General features: G+C 47.9%; 14 protein-coding genes. 9 read left to right on the top strand and 5 right to left on the bottom strand.

Annotation, left to right across the window (positions count from 1 at the left end; genetic code table 11):
- Positions 1 to 123 precede the first annotated feature (123 nt).
- From murG to RWY97_RS01065, 9 genes are all read left to right on the top strand, one after another.
- On the top strand, positions 124 to 1,224 hold the full coding sequence (gene murG / locus RWY97_RS01105; protein WP_311441526.1) for an undecaprenyldiphospho-muramoylpentapeptide beta-N-acetylglucosaminyltransferase: 1,101 nt from the start codon (positions 124 to 126) through the stop codon (positions 1,222 to 1,224).
- Between the two features lie 157 nt (positions 1,225 to 1,381).
- Entirely contained in the window at positions 1,382 to 2,758 is a 1,377-nt protein-coding gene (murC, locus tag RWY97_RS01100) for a UDP-N-acetylmuramate--L-alanine ligase (protein WP_315565024.1), read from the top strand.
- A complete protein-coding gene (locus RWY97_RS01095) occupies positions 2,759 to 3,559 on the top strand; it encodes a cell division protein FtsQ/DivIB (RefSeq protein ID WP_021584832.1) in 801 nt (266 codons plus the stop codon).
- Positions 3,560 to 3,587: 28 nt separating this feature from the next.
- Positions 3,588 to 5,015, top strand: coding sequence for a cell division protein FtsA (ftsA, locus tag RWY97_RS01090; protein ID WP_021584897.1), 1,428 nt, complete (start codon positions 3,588 to 3,590; stop codon positions 5,013 to 5,015).
- 14 nt (positions 5,016 to 5,029) lie between these two features.
- Complete coding sequence (gene ftsZ / locus RWY97_RS01085) at positions 5,030 to 6,361, top strand: cell division protein FtsZ (RefSeq protein WP_021584887.1); 1,332 nt, start codon at positions 5,030 to 5,032, stop codon at positions 6,359 to 6,361.
- Positions 6,362 to 6,457: 96 nt separating this feature from the next.
- A complete protein-coding gene (locus RWY97_RS01080) occupies positions 6,458 to 6,913 on the top strand; it encodes a GatB/YqeY domain-containing protein (RefSeq protein WP_315565023.1) in 456 nt (151 codons plus the stop codon).
- Positions 6,914 to 7,253: 340 nt separating this feature from the next.
- Positions 7,254 to 9,644, top strand: a complete 2,391-nt coding sequence (locus RWY97_RS01075; RefSeq protein ID WP_315565022.1) for a glycosyl hydrolase family 95 catalytic domain-containing protein — start codon at positions 7,254 to 7,256, stop codon at positions 9,642 to 9,644.
- The gene (locus tag RWY97_RS01070) at positions 9,641 to 10,564 is read left to right on the top strand and encodes an alpha-L-rhamnosidase N-terminal domain-containing protein (protein ID WP_315565021.1); all 924 of its coding nucleotides are present in this window, start codon (positions 9,641 to 9,643) and stop codon (positions 10,562 to 10,564) included. The genes RWY97_RS01075 and RWY97_RS01070 overlap by 4 nt, the downstream gene beginning before the upstream one ends.
- Positions 10,565 to 10,615: 51 nt before the next feature.
- Complete coding sequence (locus tag RWY97_RS01065) at positions 10,616 to 11,494, top strand: helix-turn-helix domain-containing protein (RefSeq protein WP_021584892.1); 879 nt, start codon at positions 10,616 to 10,618, stop codon at positions 11,492 to 11,494.
- A gap of 246 nt (positions 11,495 to 11,740) precedes the next feature.
- On the opposite strand, the gene RWY97_RS01060 is transcribed toward RWY97_RS01065, so the two are convergent.
- The 5 genes from RWY97_RS01060 to RWY97_RS01040 form a co-directional block, all read right to left on the bottom strand.
- On the bottom strand, positions 11,741 to 13,567 hold the full coding sequence (locus RWY97_RS01060; protein ID WP_314738921.1) for an ABC transporter ATP-binding protein: 1,827 nt from the start codon (positions 13,565 to 13,567) through the stop codon (positions 11,741 to 11,743).
- A gap of 74 nt (positions 13,568 to 13,641) precedes the next feature.
- Positions 13,642 to 14,067: a PIN domain-containing protein gene (locus RWY97_RS01055; protein ID WP_315565020.1), complete on the bottom strand. Its 426-nt coding sequence runs from the start codon at positions 14,065 to 14,067 to the stop codon at positions 13,642 to 13,644.
- A 125-nt stretch (positions 14,068 to 14,192) separates the two neighbouring features.
- Positions 14,193 to 14,732, bottom strand: a complete 540-nt coding sequence (locus tag RWY97_RS01050; protein ID WP_024991396.1) for an RNA methyltransferase — start codon at positions 14,730 to 14,732, stop codon at positions 14,193 to 14,195.
- A 1-nt stretch (position 14,733) separates the two neighbouring features.
- On the bottom strand, positions 14,734 to 15,210 hold the full coding sequence (locus RWY97_RS01045) for a SufE family protein (RefSeq protein WP_314078312.1): 477 nt from the start codon (positions 15,208 to 15,210) through the stop codon (positions 14,734 to 14,736).
- A gap of 18 nt (positions 15,211 to 15,228) precedes the next feature.
- Positions 15,229 to 16,509 carry a peptidase U32 family protein gene (locus RWY97_RS01040; RefSeq protein WP_315565019.1) on the bottom strand — a complete coding sequence of 427 codons (1,281 nt, stop codon included), beginning with the start codon at positions 16,507 to 16,509 and terminating at the stop codon, positions 15,229 to 15,231.
- Positions 16,510 to 16,896: the final 387 nt, after the last annotated feature.

The following is a 16,896-nucleotide window of genomic DNA, read 5'->3' as shown; positions in this document are numbered from 1 at the left end:
TTGCTATGTGGTCGTAGTATAGATTGTATCGATCGGCAAATAATTTTCAGGTAAAATCGTATAAAAACTAAATATTTTGATTACCTTTGCAAGGCACTGTCAATAAACAAATTATTTGTGGTGATGGACAAAGAAGTGAGAGTTATCATCAGCGGTGGCGGCACAGGAGGACACATCTTTCCTGCTATCTCTATTGCAAATGCTATCAAGATTAAGTGCCCTGATGCCAAAATCCTCTTCGTGGGGGCGTTAGGGAGGATGGAAATGCAGCGTGTTCCGGCTGCGGGATACGAGATAAAAGGACTCCCGATATGTGGATTCGACCGACGGAATCTGTTTCGCAACGTCGTTGTTCTTTACAAAATATGGAAAAGTCAGCGGTTAGCGACGAAGATAATCAAGGCTTTTCGGCCCACGGTTGCAGTCGGAGTGGGCGGCTATGCCAGTGGTCCCACGCTTAATAAGTGTGCTGCAATGGGCATCCCCTGCCTCATTCAGGAGCAGAATTCCTATGCAGGCGTTACGAATAAACTGCTTGCCAAGAAAGCGGCTAAGATCTGTGTGGCTTATGAAGGAATGCAACGCTTCTTCCCGAAAGACAAGATTGTGATGACGGGTAATCCTGTTCGGCAGTCTCTTTTAGAGACAACCGCCACACGGGAGGAGGCTGTTCGCAGTTTTGGTCTCGATCCTTCGCGGCGGGTTATACTGCTCGTCGGCGGCAGTCTCGGTGCCCGTACACTCAACGAAAGCGTACTGACCCAGTTGGATTTGATTGCAAAGAGTGGCATACAAATCATTTGGCAGACAGGGAAATATTATCAGGCAGACATTGCCGAACGGCTGAAAAGGCACGCGCCGATGCCGATGTTGTGCGTAACCGACTTTATTTCGGATATGGGGGCAGCCTATCGCGCCGCCGATTTGGTAATCAGTAGGGCCGGCGCCGGCAGCATTTCGGAGTTCTGTTTGCTTGGAAAACCTGTAATATTGGTGCCGAGTCCGAATGTGGCCGAGGACCATCAGACTAAGAATGCGATGGCTTTGGTCAATCGAGAAGCCGCTCTTTACGTGTCGGATGCCGATGCGCCGCAACGTCTCTTGCCGTTGGCCGTCGAGACCGTGACCGATAATGCGCGGCTCAATGTACTGAGTGAGCACATCAAGACGTTAGGAATGAAAGATTCGGCAGCGATGATTGCAGACGAAGTTTTAAGTTTATGAGTCTGCGAGTCGATGAATTTTTCGGTTCATCCGGTCTATATCAGATTAGCAGACAGGCCGATTTACGAACCGAATCGGCATCAACATAGGAATTCATCGGCTTAGGAACTCAAAACAAAACGAAATAACTCAAAAACTTATAGACTTAAAAACTCAAATGGATTTACAACATATCAAAGCCGTATATTTCATCGGTGCCGGCGGAATCGGGATGAGTGCGCTGGCCCGTTACTTCCTGCATATGGGGCGGGTGGTAGCCGGTTATGACAAGACTCCCACTCCGTTGACTCGAGAATTAGTACAAGAAGGAATACCGATTCATTATGATGAGGATGTGGAAGCCATTCCTGAAGCCTGTAAAGACGTTCAGTCGTGCCTTGTTATTTATACGCCTGCCGTGCCGGAAACACACAAAGAGCTGGCATTTTTCCGCCGGCAAGGCTTCGAAATACAAAAACGGGCACAGGTTTTGGGCACACTCACACGCTCACACAAGGGACTTTGCGTGGCCGGAACACACGGAAAGACGTCTACTTCGACAATGTGCGCACACATCATGCACGAGAGTCACATCGATTGTAACGCCTTTTTGGGCGGTATTTCAAAGAATTACGGTACGAATTATATACTGAGTAGCCACAGCGATTACGTGGTAATAGAGGCTGATGAGTACGATCGCTCATTCCATTGGCTGCGTCCTTGGATGACGGTTATCACCGCAACGGATCCCGATCACTTGGATATTTACGGCACGAAAGAGGCCTATTTGGAGAGTTTCCGCCATTACACGACGCTCATTCAGCCCGGAGGTGCATTGATAATCCATACCGATTTGGAGATGAAAGCTAATGTCGGGGCCAATGTTCGCACGTTTACGTACAGTCGGGATGCAGGCGATTTCTACGCCGAAAACATCAAGATAGCCGACGGCGAAATCTCTTTCGACTTCGTTTCACCGTTAGAGAATGTGCCGGGAGTGGTTCTCGGTCAGCCCGTTCCTATCAATATCGAGAACGGAGTGGCTGCAATGGCGATGGCACAACTTAACGGTTGCACCGCCGATGAGCTGCGTGCAGGAATGAAAACGTACCTTGGTGTAGAGCGACGATTCGACTTTCAGATTCGCAACAACCGTCACGTGCTGCTCTCCGATTATGCACATCACCCGCAAGAGATACTGCAAAGCGCCAAGAGTATTCGTGAATTGTATCGCGATCGTAAGATAACGGCCATCTTTCAACCGCATCTTTACACCCGCACTCGCGACTTCTACGCCGATTTCGCACGTGCTTTGAGCCTGTTAGACGAGGTGATTCTCTGTGATATTTACCCCGCTCGAGAGCAACCGATACACGGAGTGACCAGCCGATTGATATACGATCAGCTTGCGCCCGGCGTGAAGAAAGAGCTGATTCACAAAGAAGACGTGCCCGACTGGGTACGAAATCATGACTCGGATGTACTCATCATCTTGGGCGCCGGCGACTTAAACGATTACGTTCCGCAAATAAAGGCGATATTGGAAACGAAATAAATGCACGTCAACTGGCAGAAAACAACTCTCATTGTGCTCGATTTGGCCCTCGGGGGCTATCTTGTTGCAGCGTTCACGGCCTTTAACAAGCCCGATGAAACGGCTCGCGTGTGCACCAAAACGAGCATCAACATTCAGGATGAAGCTACTAACGGCTTTATCAATGCACAGGAAATCAAGGCCCGTTTAGAGCGGAGCCGCCTCTATCCATTGGCTAAACCAATGCGATTTGTCAATGCACGAGGCATCGAGGAAACGCTGAAAGAGAGTCCATTTGTGAAAACCGCCGAGTGTTATAAGACCGAAAACGGACACGTAAACATCAATATCACGCAACGAATGCCCATCGTTCGGATCAAAGCCGACAATGGAGACGACTACTATATAGATGATAACAACTGCGTGATGCCTAACTCTCATTATACGTCTGACCTCATTATCGCCACCGGACACATATCGAAGTGGTTCGCAAAGAATTATATTTCTTATCTGAGTAGCGCGCTGATGGCCGACGATTTGTGGCGAAATCAGATCGAACAAATCAATGTTCTGCCTGATTATGGTATCGAATTGGTGCCTCGGGTGGGTGAACATATTATTTATATAGGGGCTTTGCCCGAGACCAAATATAAGAGTGAACGCGGCAAATTAGTGTCAGATTTCGTGAGAAAGAAGATGACTCGCCTCGAAAAATTCTATAAATACGGGCTCTCCCAAGCAGGTTGGAACCTCTATTCGTATATCAATCTCGAATTCGACAATCAAATTATATGTCGCAGGAGATCGCAACCCACAGAATAAGTGATAAAGAATGAAAAGATAAAAGTATATGACAAAGGATTTTATAGTAGCTATTGAGCTGGGCTCTTCAAAGTTGACAGGCATCGCCGGAACGAAGAATCTCGACGGCAGTATCACTGTTTTGTCTATCGTCAAAGAAGATTCTGCTTCGTGCATACGCAAAGGTGTGGTCTACAATATTGATAAAACGGTGCAGGCTTTAACCTCGATTGTGAACAAATTAGAAACCAATCTCAAAACGAAAATTGCCAAAGTGTATGTCGGAGTGGGTGGACAGTCGATTCGAAGTGTGCGTAATGTCATCGTGAAAGACCTGCCCGCAGACACGCTTGTGACGCAAAATATGGTGAATGAGTTGATGGATGCCAACCGCACAATGACCTATTTGGATCAGGAAATACTCGATGCTGCCACGCAAGAGTATAAAGTTGACAACCAGTTTCAACTCGACCCGGTGGGCATTCAGTGCTCAAGGCTCGAAGGAAACTTCCTTAATATCCTTTGGCGTAAGGCCTTTTACCGCAATCTGAACAAGTGTTTCGACAATGCAGGAATCGCTATTGCCGAGATGTATTTGGCTCCGTTGGCCCTCGCCGACAGCGTTCTTACCGAGGCAGAACGTCGCAGTGGTTGTGTGCTTGTTGATTTAGGAGCCGACACAACGACCGTTTCTGTCTACGCAAAGAACATTCTTCGCCATCTGGCCGTTATCCCGTTGGGCAGCAATAACATCACAAAAGACATTGCTTCACTGCAAATGGAAGAGCAAGATGCCGAGAATATGAAGCTGAAATATGCTTGTGCGTTCACCGATAACGATGATATCGACAATACACAGATGCTTCCCATCGATGCGGAACGCACGGTGGAAAGCCGCAAATTTATTGAGATTGTCGAAGGACGAGTGCAGGAAATCATCGAGAATGTATGGTATCAAGTGCCCAACGAGTATGTAGACAAACTCTTGGGCGGCATTATTCTCACAGGAGGCGGCTCTAATTTGAAAGACATTGAGCGTGCTTTGGCCAAGTTCACACATATTGAAAAGGTGCGAACAGCTAAGTTTGTGACGCCTACCATCAACTCAAACAGCGAGGATATAACCGCTCACGACGCAACGATGAACACTCTCCTGGGCCTCTTGGTAAAGGGAGATGAGAACTGTGCAGGCGATGAAATCACCAACGATTTGTTCGGTGAGACCACCCCGAAGACCACTGTTACCACAGCTGATCTGCACAAAACGCCACGGCCTATCAATGAAACGACGGGACGAGGAGTGGTTCAAACCGAGGCCGAAAAGCTGAAAGCCGAAGAAGAATTACGCAAAAAACGAGAGGCCGAAGAGGCTGCCCTTGCAGAGAAAGAGGCCGAACAGCGTCGTAACAGTTTCTTCAATAAAACCTTCCGAAAGCTCAAAGAGTTCGGCGAAAAGATGATTAAAGAGGAAGAGTGATATCAATTGAAATTATGAAAGATAACAATTACAGACCCGGTATCGTGAATTTCGGAGATCCGGAGAAAGAAAACAGCATCATTAAAGTCATCGGCGTGGGTGGCGGTGGCGGTAATGCCGTCAACCATATGTATCGAGAGGGCATTCACGACGTAACTTTCGTGCTTTGCAATACAGATAACCAGGCTCTCAATGATTCGCCCGTGCCCGTGCACTTGCAGCTCGGTAAGGAAGGACTTGGGGCCGGAAACAAACCCGAAAAGGCACGACAGGCAGCCGAAGAAAGCCTTGATGACATCCGAAATATGTTGAGTGACGGTACCCGAATGGCGTTTATCACGGCCGGAATGGGTGGTGGAACGGGAACGGGAGCAGCCCCGGTGATTGCTCAAATATCGAAAGAATTGGGCATACTCACTGTCGGAATCGTTACGATTCCATTCCGTTTTGAGGGTCCGAAGAAGATAGATCAGGCCTTGGATGGCGTCGAAGAGATGGCGAAACACGTAGACGCGCTGCTGGTTATCAACAACGAGCGTCTCCGCCAGATATATCCCGAGCTTGCAGTGCTTGATGCTTTCGGCAAGGCCGACGACACTTTGAGCGTCGCTGCAAAGAGTATCGCAGAGATTATAACCGTTCATGGCCTTATCAATCTCGACTTCAACGACGTGAAAACAGTGCTCAAAGACGGCGGAGTAGCCATTATGAGCACTGGTTACGGTGAAGGAGAAGGCCGCGTAAAGAAAGCTATCGACGACGCACTCAACTCTCCACTGCTCAATGATAACGACGTGTTCAACTCCAAGAAGATTCTGCTCAGCATCGCTTTTGCCAGCGAAAAGAAAGACAATCAGGGCTTAATGATGGAGGAAATGAATGATGTCAACGACTTTATGTCTAAGTTCGGAGACGACTTTGAGATTAAATGGGGCCTGGCTGTCGACCCGGAGTTAGGCAACAAGATAAAAGTTACGATTCTGGCAACCGGCTTTGGCGTAGAGAATGTAGATGGAATGAACACCCATCTCAAAAAACATACCGAGGAAGAAGCCAACCGTCTGGCCGAAGAAGAGGAGAAACGGGCCGAGCGGAGAGAACGACTCGACCGCTATTATGGTAAAGACAGCAACCACACACAGTATAAACGGCGCCCGCATATTTTCTTGTTCCGCCCCGAAGACCTTGATAACGAAGACATTATCTTGGCTGTTGAGAACACGCCAACGTATAAACGCACGCGCCAAATGCTTGAAGAAATCCGTCAACAGGCTGCTGGAAACATTGCCGTCGATGCCGAATCAGATAAGCCCGAACCTGTGCAGGGAACGATAAGTTTTGCCTAACGGAAAATGAGTAATTGATAATTCGCGCATCACATAAGCCCATAAACCAAAGAACTCATAAACTCACAAACTCGTAAACTTACAAACTCACAAAATATGTCACTATTCGATCAAGTCAGCAATGATATCAAAGAGGCGATGAAAGCTCGTAACAAGGTGCGCTTAGAGACCTTGCGCAACATCAAGAAAGTGTTTTTAGAGGCTAAGACAGCACCCGGAGCCAACGATACTTTGGATGATTCGGCAGCTCTCAAACTGTTACAGAAACTCGCAAAACAAGGTAAAGAGTCAGCTGCAACCTATGTACAGCAAGGTCGCCAAGACTTAGCTGATGACGAATTGGCCCAGGTTGCCGTTATCGAGACATTCCTTCCGAAACCGCTCTCAGCCGAAGAAATCGAGCAAATTGTACGCTCCATCATCGCCGAAACAGGTGCAACAAGCATCAAAGAGATAGGGAAAGTGATGGGCGTAGCCAGCAAACGCTTGGCCGGTAAGGCCGACGGCGGTGCTATCTCGGCCGTAGTTAAACAGCTTTTGGGTAACTCCTAAGAGCAGCTTCACTACCGGCTCTTCTCCCTAAGGAGAGAAGATAGTGAATGATTTGTACATAATTGATTATCAGTTATATACAAACGTGACTGCGATTAACGGCTGATTGCATCACAAAAAGCCGTTAAACGCACGGTAATTAACCGTTAATCGAACGCCGTTTAACTGTTACTTGTATTGCATTTAACCGTTAATCGGGAAGTACTTTGTATATCTCTGAGAATCAATCAAATACGAATCTCTTTCTATTCTTTTGCTTTTCTGTTCGGAAACAACTGCTTTCTGCTTGAAAAACGAGCGACTCCTATCCGGAAGCAATCACCTTTTACTTAGGAATCGAATGAAAACTGAGCAACCATTAACGAATAAAAGGCTACTATCAGCAGCAATTCTCTGTCTGTTTGCATTATTCTCGGCAGCGCAGAGGCCGTTACCGCTGCGATTATGGTATGATTCTCCCGCTACGTTTTTTGAAGAGGCGTTGCCCATCGGCAATGGAAAGATGGGCGCAATGGTATTCGGCGGAACCGACGATAACGTGATTTTGCTCAACGACATCACGCTATGGACAGGCCGACCCGTAGACCACAACCTCGACAAAGATGCCCATCAATGGATTCCGAAGATACGAGAGGCACTGTTCAAAGAAGACTATCGGCTCGCCGATTCGCTGCAATTACACGTACAGGGCCCTAATTCGGCTTATTATCAGCCGTTGGCCACGCTGCATATCATTGATAACAGCGGTGGTGGTGCAAGCTGTTACCGGCGCGAATTGGATTTAGACAGTGCGCTGTGTCGCGATTTTTACGTGCGAAACGGCGTTACTTTCACGCGCGAATACTTTGCATCACACCCCGATAAACTCATCGCCGTCCGACTCAGAGCCGACAAACGCAGTGCGATAAATTGTCGTCTGACGCTCACGGCATTGATTCCGCATTCCGTGAAAGCCTCAGATGGTCAGCTGATAATGACCGGAAATGCCGTGGGAGACCCTAAAAACAGCATTCATTTTTGCTCTGTTCTGCGGGTGAAAACCGCAGACGGAACGGTGACGGCAGCCGACTCGTCGCTCTATCTGCACGGAGTGAGCGATGCCGAACTATATTTCGTCAATGAAACGAGTTTCAACGGCTTCGACAAACACCCCGTCACGCAGGGTGCTCCGTACTCGGAGCAGGCCGCAAACGATATTGCCCACGCAATGAGCGGCACCTATTCGCTGTTTCGTAAGCGGCATATTACAGATTATCAACGCCTTTTCGGGCGCTTCGTTCTCACTTTGGGCGCATCCGAATACGATGCAATGCGCACTACAGAACAGCAATTACGCGATTATACTGACCATCCCGAACGCTCCAATCCTTATTTAGAGACACTCTATATGCAGTTCGGTCGTTACCTGCTCATTACTTCTTCGCGTACTGCGGGAGTGCCGGCCAACCTGCAAGGACTATGGAATCCCTATGTGAAAGCACCTTGGCGGAGCAATTACACGGTGAATATCAACCTTGAAGAAAACTATTGGCTTGCCGAAGTCAGCAATCTTTCGGAAATGACAATGCCGCTGAACGCATTTGTACAAGCTCTCGCCGAGAATGGGAAATACACCGCTCGCAACTACTACGGCATTGATTCGGGCTGGTGTTCGAGCCACAATTCCGACCTCTGGGCTATGACAAATCCGGTCGGAGAGAAACAAGAAAGCCCCGAATGGAGCAATTGGAATATGGGCGGAGCGTGGCTTTCGCAGGCTCTTTGGGAGCATTTCGCTTTCACGCAAGACCACAATTATCTTCGAACTACGGCTTACCCGCTGCTCAAAGGGGCTTCGGCGTTTATGCTCCGATGGTTAGTCGAGAACCCGTTCAAGCCCGGTGAGCTTTTTACAGCACCCAGTACGTCGCCCGAAAACGAATATATCACCGACAAAGGATACCACGGTACCACGTGTTATGGCGCTACTGCCGATCTCGCTATTATCCGCGAGCTGTTCCGGAACACGTTATCCGCGGCCGAATTGCTGCAAACCGATACGGCATTGCAAGCAAAGCTCCGTGCCGTTTTGCCCCGTTTGCATCCATATAGCATCGGAAAGCAAGGCGATTTGAATGAATGGTACTATGATTGGGATGATTTCGACCCGCAGCATCGCCATCAATCGCATCTCATCGGGCTCTTCCCGGGGCATCAAATCACGGTCGACGGTACGCCCGAATTGGCGCAGGCGTGTGCCCGTTCGCTTGAAATCAAAGGTGACAAAACCACGGGATGGAGCACAGGATGGCGTATCAATCTATGGGCCCGACTGCGAAACGCACAACGAGCGTACGCCATTTACCGCACACTTTTGACCTATGTGTCGCCCGATTGCTACCAAGGCTCCGACCGAAGACGTAGCGGTGGCACTTATCCTAACCTCTTCGACGCGCATCCTCCATTTCAAATCGACGGCAACTTTGGCGGTACCGCGGGCGTATGCGAGATGCTTGTGCAGAGCGACGGACAGCGTATCGACCTGCTGCCAGCCTTGCCCGACGCTTGGAAAGACGGTCAGGTACAGGGCATTTGTGCCCGAGGCGGTTACGAAATTGCAATGACTTGGAAAGGCAGTCGGGTCGTTTCGGCCGTCGTCAAGAGCAAAGCGGGCGGACGGGTAACGGTTTCTTACAACGGAAAAAGCGTGACACTGACGCTTAGAAAAGGACAAAAAGCAATGTTGAAATGAGCAGATGGGCTATGTTTTTACTGCTTGTCGTAAGCTGGCAAGGGGCTATTGCACAAGGATTCGGCACGCAATGGATCTGCGATCCGGCACTCGACGACACGTCGCAGATCTGGTTTCGCCATACGTATGTAAGTCGAGGCCGCCCCGTACAGGCCTTTGTGACGGTGGAATCGACAGGCTTTTTCGATCTGTTTGTCAATCAACGGAATGTAAGTACGCGTGTTTTGATTCCTTGTCGCAGGTCTTTCGACGATCGTCCCATTGCGATTACCTATGATATCAGCCGTTTTTTGCAGCGCGACAGCAATACGATTGCAGTATGGTATTCGCCAGCTTGGCCCCACCGCAACACCCGTCAACTCGCCGTTTCCTATTACGGCAGACTGCGAAACGGCACTCCTTTCGCATTCAGAGCTGGCGAAGACTGGCTTTGTAGCAAGTCGAACAGATGGTTGACAATGGCCGGCGGCGAGACGATCGACGGCACCCGGAAGTGCCCGAAGTGGAATGCGGCCGATGCACCGGTCGTCGGTTGGACGAATGTCGCCGTTGTTTCGCTCGGCGATTCCCCTCCCATCACAGTACAAGGGGCTGATGAAGAGGCAGAGAAAGTGTACAAAATCCGACAGCAACAGAGCTTCGACGTCGTGGGAGACAGCGTCTATTACGATTTCGGCAAGCCCTTTCGGGGATGGATTCGGGTAACGTTGCGAGGCGCAAAAGCTGGCGAACGAATCTCGATCGACGGTTTGACGTATATCTGCAACGGTGAGATCGATGAGCAGGCGTGCCAAAAATTCACCATCGCTGTCCATCGGCGGGTACTCATCTGCGGCGATTCCGACTTCCGAAGAGAGCAGATCCAGAAAGTAGAAGCCATCGAAATTGCCCCCGAGCAATGTCGAAGTTATTTCCGTTAATAATGTAATTTCAACATTTTTCATTATCTTTGCATTCTAAATCGTAATGCAATGACTAAGAAACTACTAAGCGAAATCACCGTCGGTTCAATGCTTGCTGCGCATGAAGGCAGCAGTATCGGCACCGATTTCATTATTTACGACACATTCAGGAACGTTCCCCTGCCCGACGAACCGCATCGGATGAAATGCCTGGTGCTGGGTATTTGCTTGGCAGGAACGGCCCGTTATTCTCTCGATACGATTGAATATCGAGTGCAACCCAATGATATCATCATCATTAGTGAAGGCAAAGTGCTGGACAACCATCAGTTTAGTCCCGACTGCCAATTGATGACACTCGTCCTGTCTTACGGCTTTTTCTATGAGATAGTCAAAGAAGTTCACGAGCTTTCATCGCTATTTCTTTTCGCGAGAAACCATCCCGTATGTCCGATGCGACCCGAAGACGTACGGACAATCATCAGTTATCTGCGCATCATCAAGGAGAAAACAGATGAGCGCGAACACCATTTCCGTAAAGAAACGGTGCGTTCACTCATCGCAACAATGATTTATGACATCAGCAACAGCATCTATCGTATCCAGAATTTGACGGACAGTCGGCGGTCGAGAGGTGAAGCAATCTTCACCGAATACATCAAGTTGGTGGAACAAAACTTCCGCAATGAGCGTCGTGTTAGTTGGTATGCGCAGCAGCTTTGCATTACACCAAAGTATCTTTCAGAGACAATCCGGCAGGTCAGTAAGCGCACACCGAATGCTTGGATTGATAAATACGTGACATTGGAAATACGTGTTCTCTTGAAAAACTCGACCAAAACGATTAAGGAAATCACGCAAGAGATGAACTTTCCCAATCAAAGTTTCCTCGGGAAATACTTCAAAGAGCATGTCGGAATGTCACCCACAGAATATCGAAGAAGCTGAAACGAATGCTTTGCCATACTCCTTTTCCAGGAGAAATGAAGGTTAATCAAAAATGATTCCGTATTTTACTGAGAATCAGCTATATACAAATCGTACTGCGATTAACGGCTGATTGCACTGCGAAAAGCCGTTAAATGTCGTGCAAGTAATGGTTAATTGCTTTGCGTTTAACGGTTAGTTGCAGAGTGTTTAACCGTTAATTACATTTTCTTTGTTCTTTGAAGAGAGTCTGGGAGAAGTGGATTCCTATTGTTGCATCTCGTGAAGCTTTCGGTAATAACCGTTTTGCGCCATCAGTTCGTCGTGTGTTCCGCGTTCCACAATGCGTCCGTCGTGGAGCACGCAGATTTCATCGGCGTTCTTGATTGTAGACAGTCGGTGAGCAATGGCAATTGTTGTGCGTGTCTTCATCAGTCTTTCGAGAGCGTCTTGCACTAATCTTTCGCTCTCAGTATCTAATGCGCTGGTTGCTTCATCAAGTATAAGGATGGGCGGATTCTTTAAAATCGCACGGGCAATACTTACTCGTTGGCGTTGCCCTCCTGATAAACGGCCGCCTCGATCGCCGATATTCGTGTCGTAACCGTGTTCTGTCGCCATAATGAAATCGTGCGCGTTAGCAATGCGAGCGGCCTGTTCTACCTGTTCGATAGTTGCATTTTCTACGCCGAATGAGATGTTATTGAAGAACGTGTCATTGAAAAGGATGGCCTCTTGATTGACGTTTCCGATGAGCTGACGCAGGTCGTGGAGCCGCATATCACGTACGTTGATTCCGTCAATGAGTATTTCACCCTCCTGCACATCATAGTAACGGGGAATCAAATCGACCAATGTCGACTTCCCGCTGCCGCTTTGTCCCACGAGGGCTACGGTTTTTCCTTTCTCTATTTTGAGGTTGATATGGCGCAAAACCCATTGTTCTCCATAGCGGAAAGACACGTCGCGAAACTCGATGCAGTGGTTGAAGCCGTTGAGTGGAACGGGCTTTTCGGCATCGTGAATCTCTACTTCGGCTTTCAAAATCTTATCCACACGCTCCATCGAAGCCAATCCTTTGGGGATGTTATACCCTGCTTTGGAGAACTCTTTGAGCGGATTGATGATGCTGTAAAGCATTACTAAGTAATAGATAAACGTAGGACCGTCGAGTGTGTGGTTGTTCAACACGAGCGTTCCACCAAACCACAGCACGACAACAATCATTACCGTGCCGAGAAACTCACTCATCGGGTGAGCCATTTGTTGTCTGACGTTCACCCGCAACAGGTTATTGCGATAGTCGGAATTCACTCGATCGAAGCGCGCATTCATCTTTTCTTCGGCACAGAACGCCTTGATGATGCGCAGACCGGTAAGCGTTTCCTCCACCTGACTGATGGTATCGCTCCACAAAGACTGTGCTTTGATACTCTTCTGTTTGAGTTTTCGGCCTACGAAACCCATAAACCAACCGAAGATTGGGACAAAGATGATCGTGAAAAGTGTGAGCTGCCACGAAATGACGAGCAGCGTAACGAAGTAAGCGATGATTAAAACGGGATTCTTGAAAAGCATATCCAACGACGACATAATCGAACTTTCGATTTCCTGTACGTCGCCACTCATCCGCGCGATGATATCTCCCTTACGCTCATCAGAGAAAAAGCCGATCGAGAGTGATGTAATTTTGCGGTATAACTGATTGCGAATGTCGCGCACAATACCTGTTCGGATGGGGATGATTGTGGCCGAAGAGAGGAAGTAAGCACCTGTTTTGAGAAACGTCATCAATGCTAAGAAGAGGCCGATGGCAAGTAATGTGCCCGTAGCTCCCATTTGATTGATCAGCATCTGTACGTAATAGTCGACATTGTTGGTAACTATTTCTTTCAGGTTATGCCAATCCCACGCCATCAGTTGGCTGGCTTTTGCGGCGCCGTTTGTATTAAACAGGATTTGTAAAATAGGTATAAGGGCGGCAAAAGAAAAGATATTGAGCATAGCCGAAAGGATATTGAACACTACCGACAGCGCCAAATACCGCTTATAAGGAGGCACAAACCGCCTGAGAACTTGTATGAATTCTTTCATTGAATGATTGTCTTTGCACTAAAATGGGCTGCATGCTGCAATTTGAAAGTAAACTTTCACCGTACTCGTTTGTACTATCTTTGTACCCAATTCTCTATTTTTATATTTGGAATATGATTAAAATGGCTGATTTTATCGGTAGCCATCACACAATGATTTTGTAAGGCAGACGCTCCGATTAACAAATCGAAGTTATCGATGGGAATACCTTTATACCGCAGAGAAGCCTTCATCTCGGCAAAGACTGACAAAGAAGAGGATATTGGAATGACATCGAACAGTTTGGCTATTACACCTACTTCTTTTCGGTTTTCCTTGTGCCCGCCCCAAGCGGTACCGTATAACAGTTCGGCAATCGTGATCTTCGAGATACAGCAATGCTTCACTCCGACGCGTCTGATGTGCCCTGCCACTCCATCAAGCCAGCGTTTATGCTGATGGCTTAGCGACATCAAATTGATGAAATCCAATACATTGTCAAGTGAAACTGTCGTCTCCATATTGATTTCTTCCCGTAAATCGTTTTGAGTTTATTTGCGAAGTGTGAGGACAAAGATATAAATTCTTGTGGAGAATCACAAGATATTAAACCGAGAAATGAGGATAATTAACGTTTCTCTCCGCCTCATTTGCCCGGTAACAACAGACTTTTGGCAAACTCCCAAACCACGATTCCGGCAGCGACCGATACATTAATGGAGTGTTTGGTACCGAATTGCGGAATTTCCAAACAGCCATCGCTCGCATCGATAACGCTCTGTTGAACACCTTTTACCTCGTTACCCAAGACCACAGCATATTGTTTTCGGGGATCCAAAACGAGTGTTTCTAATGACGTCGAACCCTCAACCTGCTCAATACTATATACGAAATAGCCTGTGGAATGAAGTTGTTTGACGGCCGCATCGGCACTGTCGAAATACAACCAGTCGACAGACTCCTCCCCACCGAGTGCAGTTTTGTGGATCTCTGCATTGGGCGGGGTGGCTGTTATACCGCAAAGATACACTGCCTCTACACGAAATGCATCGCAGCAGCGAAATACCGAACCAACGTTATACAGCGACCTGACATCGTCGAGCACGACAATGAGCGGCAGCTTCGGGGCTTCCTTAAATTCTTCTACCGTCAAACGGTGCATCTCTATGGTACGAAGTTTGCGCATGTCAACTCTTTTTCAGTGCCAGCGCATACATCTTTATCTGCTTCACCATTGATAACAGACCGTTGGAACGAGTAGGAGACAGGTGTTCTTTCAGGCCGATACGGTCGATGAAATAGAGCTCGGTGTCGAGGATTTCCTGTGGAGTGTGCCCGCTGACTATGCGAATCAGCAAGGCGATAATGCCCTTGGTGATGAGCGCATCGCTGTCGGCAGTGAATACCAAAAGGCCATCGTGCAGGTCGCATTGCAGCCAGACACGACTCTGACAGCCGTCGATCAGGTTGCTTTCCGTTTTATATCTCTCGTCCAATGGGGCCAATTCGTTTCCCAAGTCGATCAACATCTGATACTTATCCATCCAATCCGTGAACGCGGAAAACTCCTCAATCACTTCGTCTTGAAGGTCATTAATCGACTGGCTTCCCTTAGCTCCTTCTGAGGAAAAAGACTTTTCGTCGTTATATTCGTTATTGTTCATATTTCAAATCTTTATCTGTTATCGGGTTTCCCCTCTTTTGGAGGGAGCAGGGGAGGCCGCTCTCACGATTTTAAACACCTTATCTCCCGGTCTCACTTTCCCCGGAACGGGAATCGAAACGTGCCAACCTTTCTCGGCTTTCGGCACCGGTTGTAATTCATAACGAATCTCTGCGGCATCGAAATACAGTACACCCGTAGTGGTACCGGTGATGAGTAATCGATCGTTTAACGTAATCTCGGATGCCTCGACAGCCAATTCGGCCACGCCCAAACGTGAGAAATACTTGACCACTTTGCCCACTAAGACTTTCTTCTCGGTAGCTTTATTGCCGTAATTCTTCGTCCATTCGCCCATCGTCTGACCCTGATAGTAACCGTCCCAGAAGCCTCTGTTGAAGACGGTAGCCAACTGTCGGTCCCACGCATCTTTCTTTTCGTCGGTAAAAGTGCCATCGACCACGCTCCGAATGGCCTCTTTATAACATCTCACCACGGTATAAACATATTCCGGTCCGCGTGCTCTGCCTTCGATTTTAAATACCCGCACGCCTGCATCCATCATCCGATCGATGAAGCGCACGGTCTTCAAGTCTTTCGGACTCATTATATATTTGTTGTCGATTTCAAGTTGGTTGCCCGTCTCATTATCCGTAACCGTGTACGACCGACGGCAGATCTGCACGCATTCACCACGATTCGCCGACCTGTTTGCATCGTGAAGACTCATATAACACTTGCCGCTGACGGCCATACACAGCGCTCCGTGGCAGAACATCTCAATGCGAACCGTTTCTCCCCCGGGGCCTGTGATGTGCTGTTCTGCGATCTGTCGGTGAATCTCCGCTACCTGATCCATATTCAATTCGCGTGCCAACACAACTACATCGGCAAACTGCGCATAGAATTTCAGTGCCTCGATGTTGGATATATTCAGCTGAGTGGAGAGGTGAACCTCCACACCTACCACTCTGCAATACATCATTACGGCAATGTCACTGGCAATAACAGCCGATATATTGGCTGCTTTTGCCGCATCGATAATATCGCGCATCGCCTGCAAATCGTCGTTATAAATCACGGTGTTCACCGTGAGATAGGTCTTGATCCCGTGCTCCCGACACGTTGCGGCAATATCTTTCAGATCGTCGATAGTGAAATGGTTGGCTGAGTGCGACCGCATATTGAGCTGTCCCACACCGAAATATACTGACCCGGCACCTGCTTGTATGGCTGCCGCTAAGCTCTCTCTCGAGCCCACCGGAGCCATTATCTCAAATTCATTAATGTCCTTGTTCATCGCTGCAAAGTTACTGTAATTTATACATTCGCCCAAATCCGCAGCACAATTTATTATTAATGAGACAGAGCTTTACCCCAACTCCTCTTTGGAAGGAGAGTGGGAGCAAGATGTTTTGACATTATACCTATTTTATTTAATAGCTATTAGATAATCTTCCTCTCCTTTTTTGGAGAAAGACCGGAGGTAAGGCTCCGTTTATTGAGGGCAAGACTATTGTTTATTTTGAATAACTCCATACTTTGTTCTGTATCTTTCTGATTCCCAGTTAAATACATAACCTTTTTCAATTAACTGTTAATCACGCGCTAACTAACAGTTAAACGCTGTACAATTAACCATTAAACGCAGCGCAATTAATAGTAAAATGTAGTGCAACTAACCGTC

Origin of the sequence: Hoylesella pleuritidis (genome assembly GCF_963541955.1) — a bacterium.
GTDB classification, from domain to species: domain Bacteria; phylum Bacteroidota; class Bacteroidia; order Bacteroidales; family Bacteroidaceae; genus Prevotella; species Prevotella pleuritidis.
The sequence above is the reverse complement of the archived record's forward strand: the minus strand, read 5'-3'. Positions and strand labels throughout refer to the sequence as shown.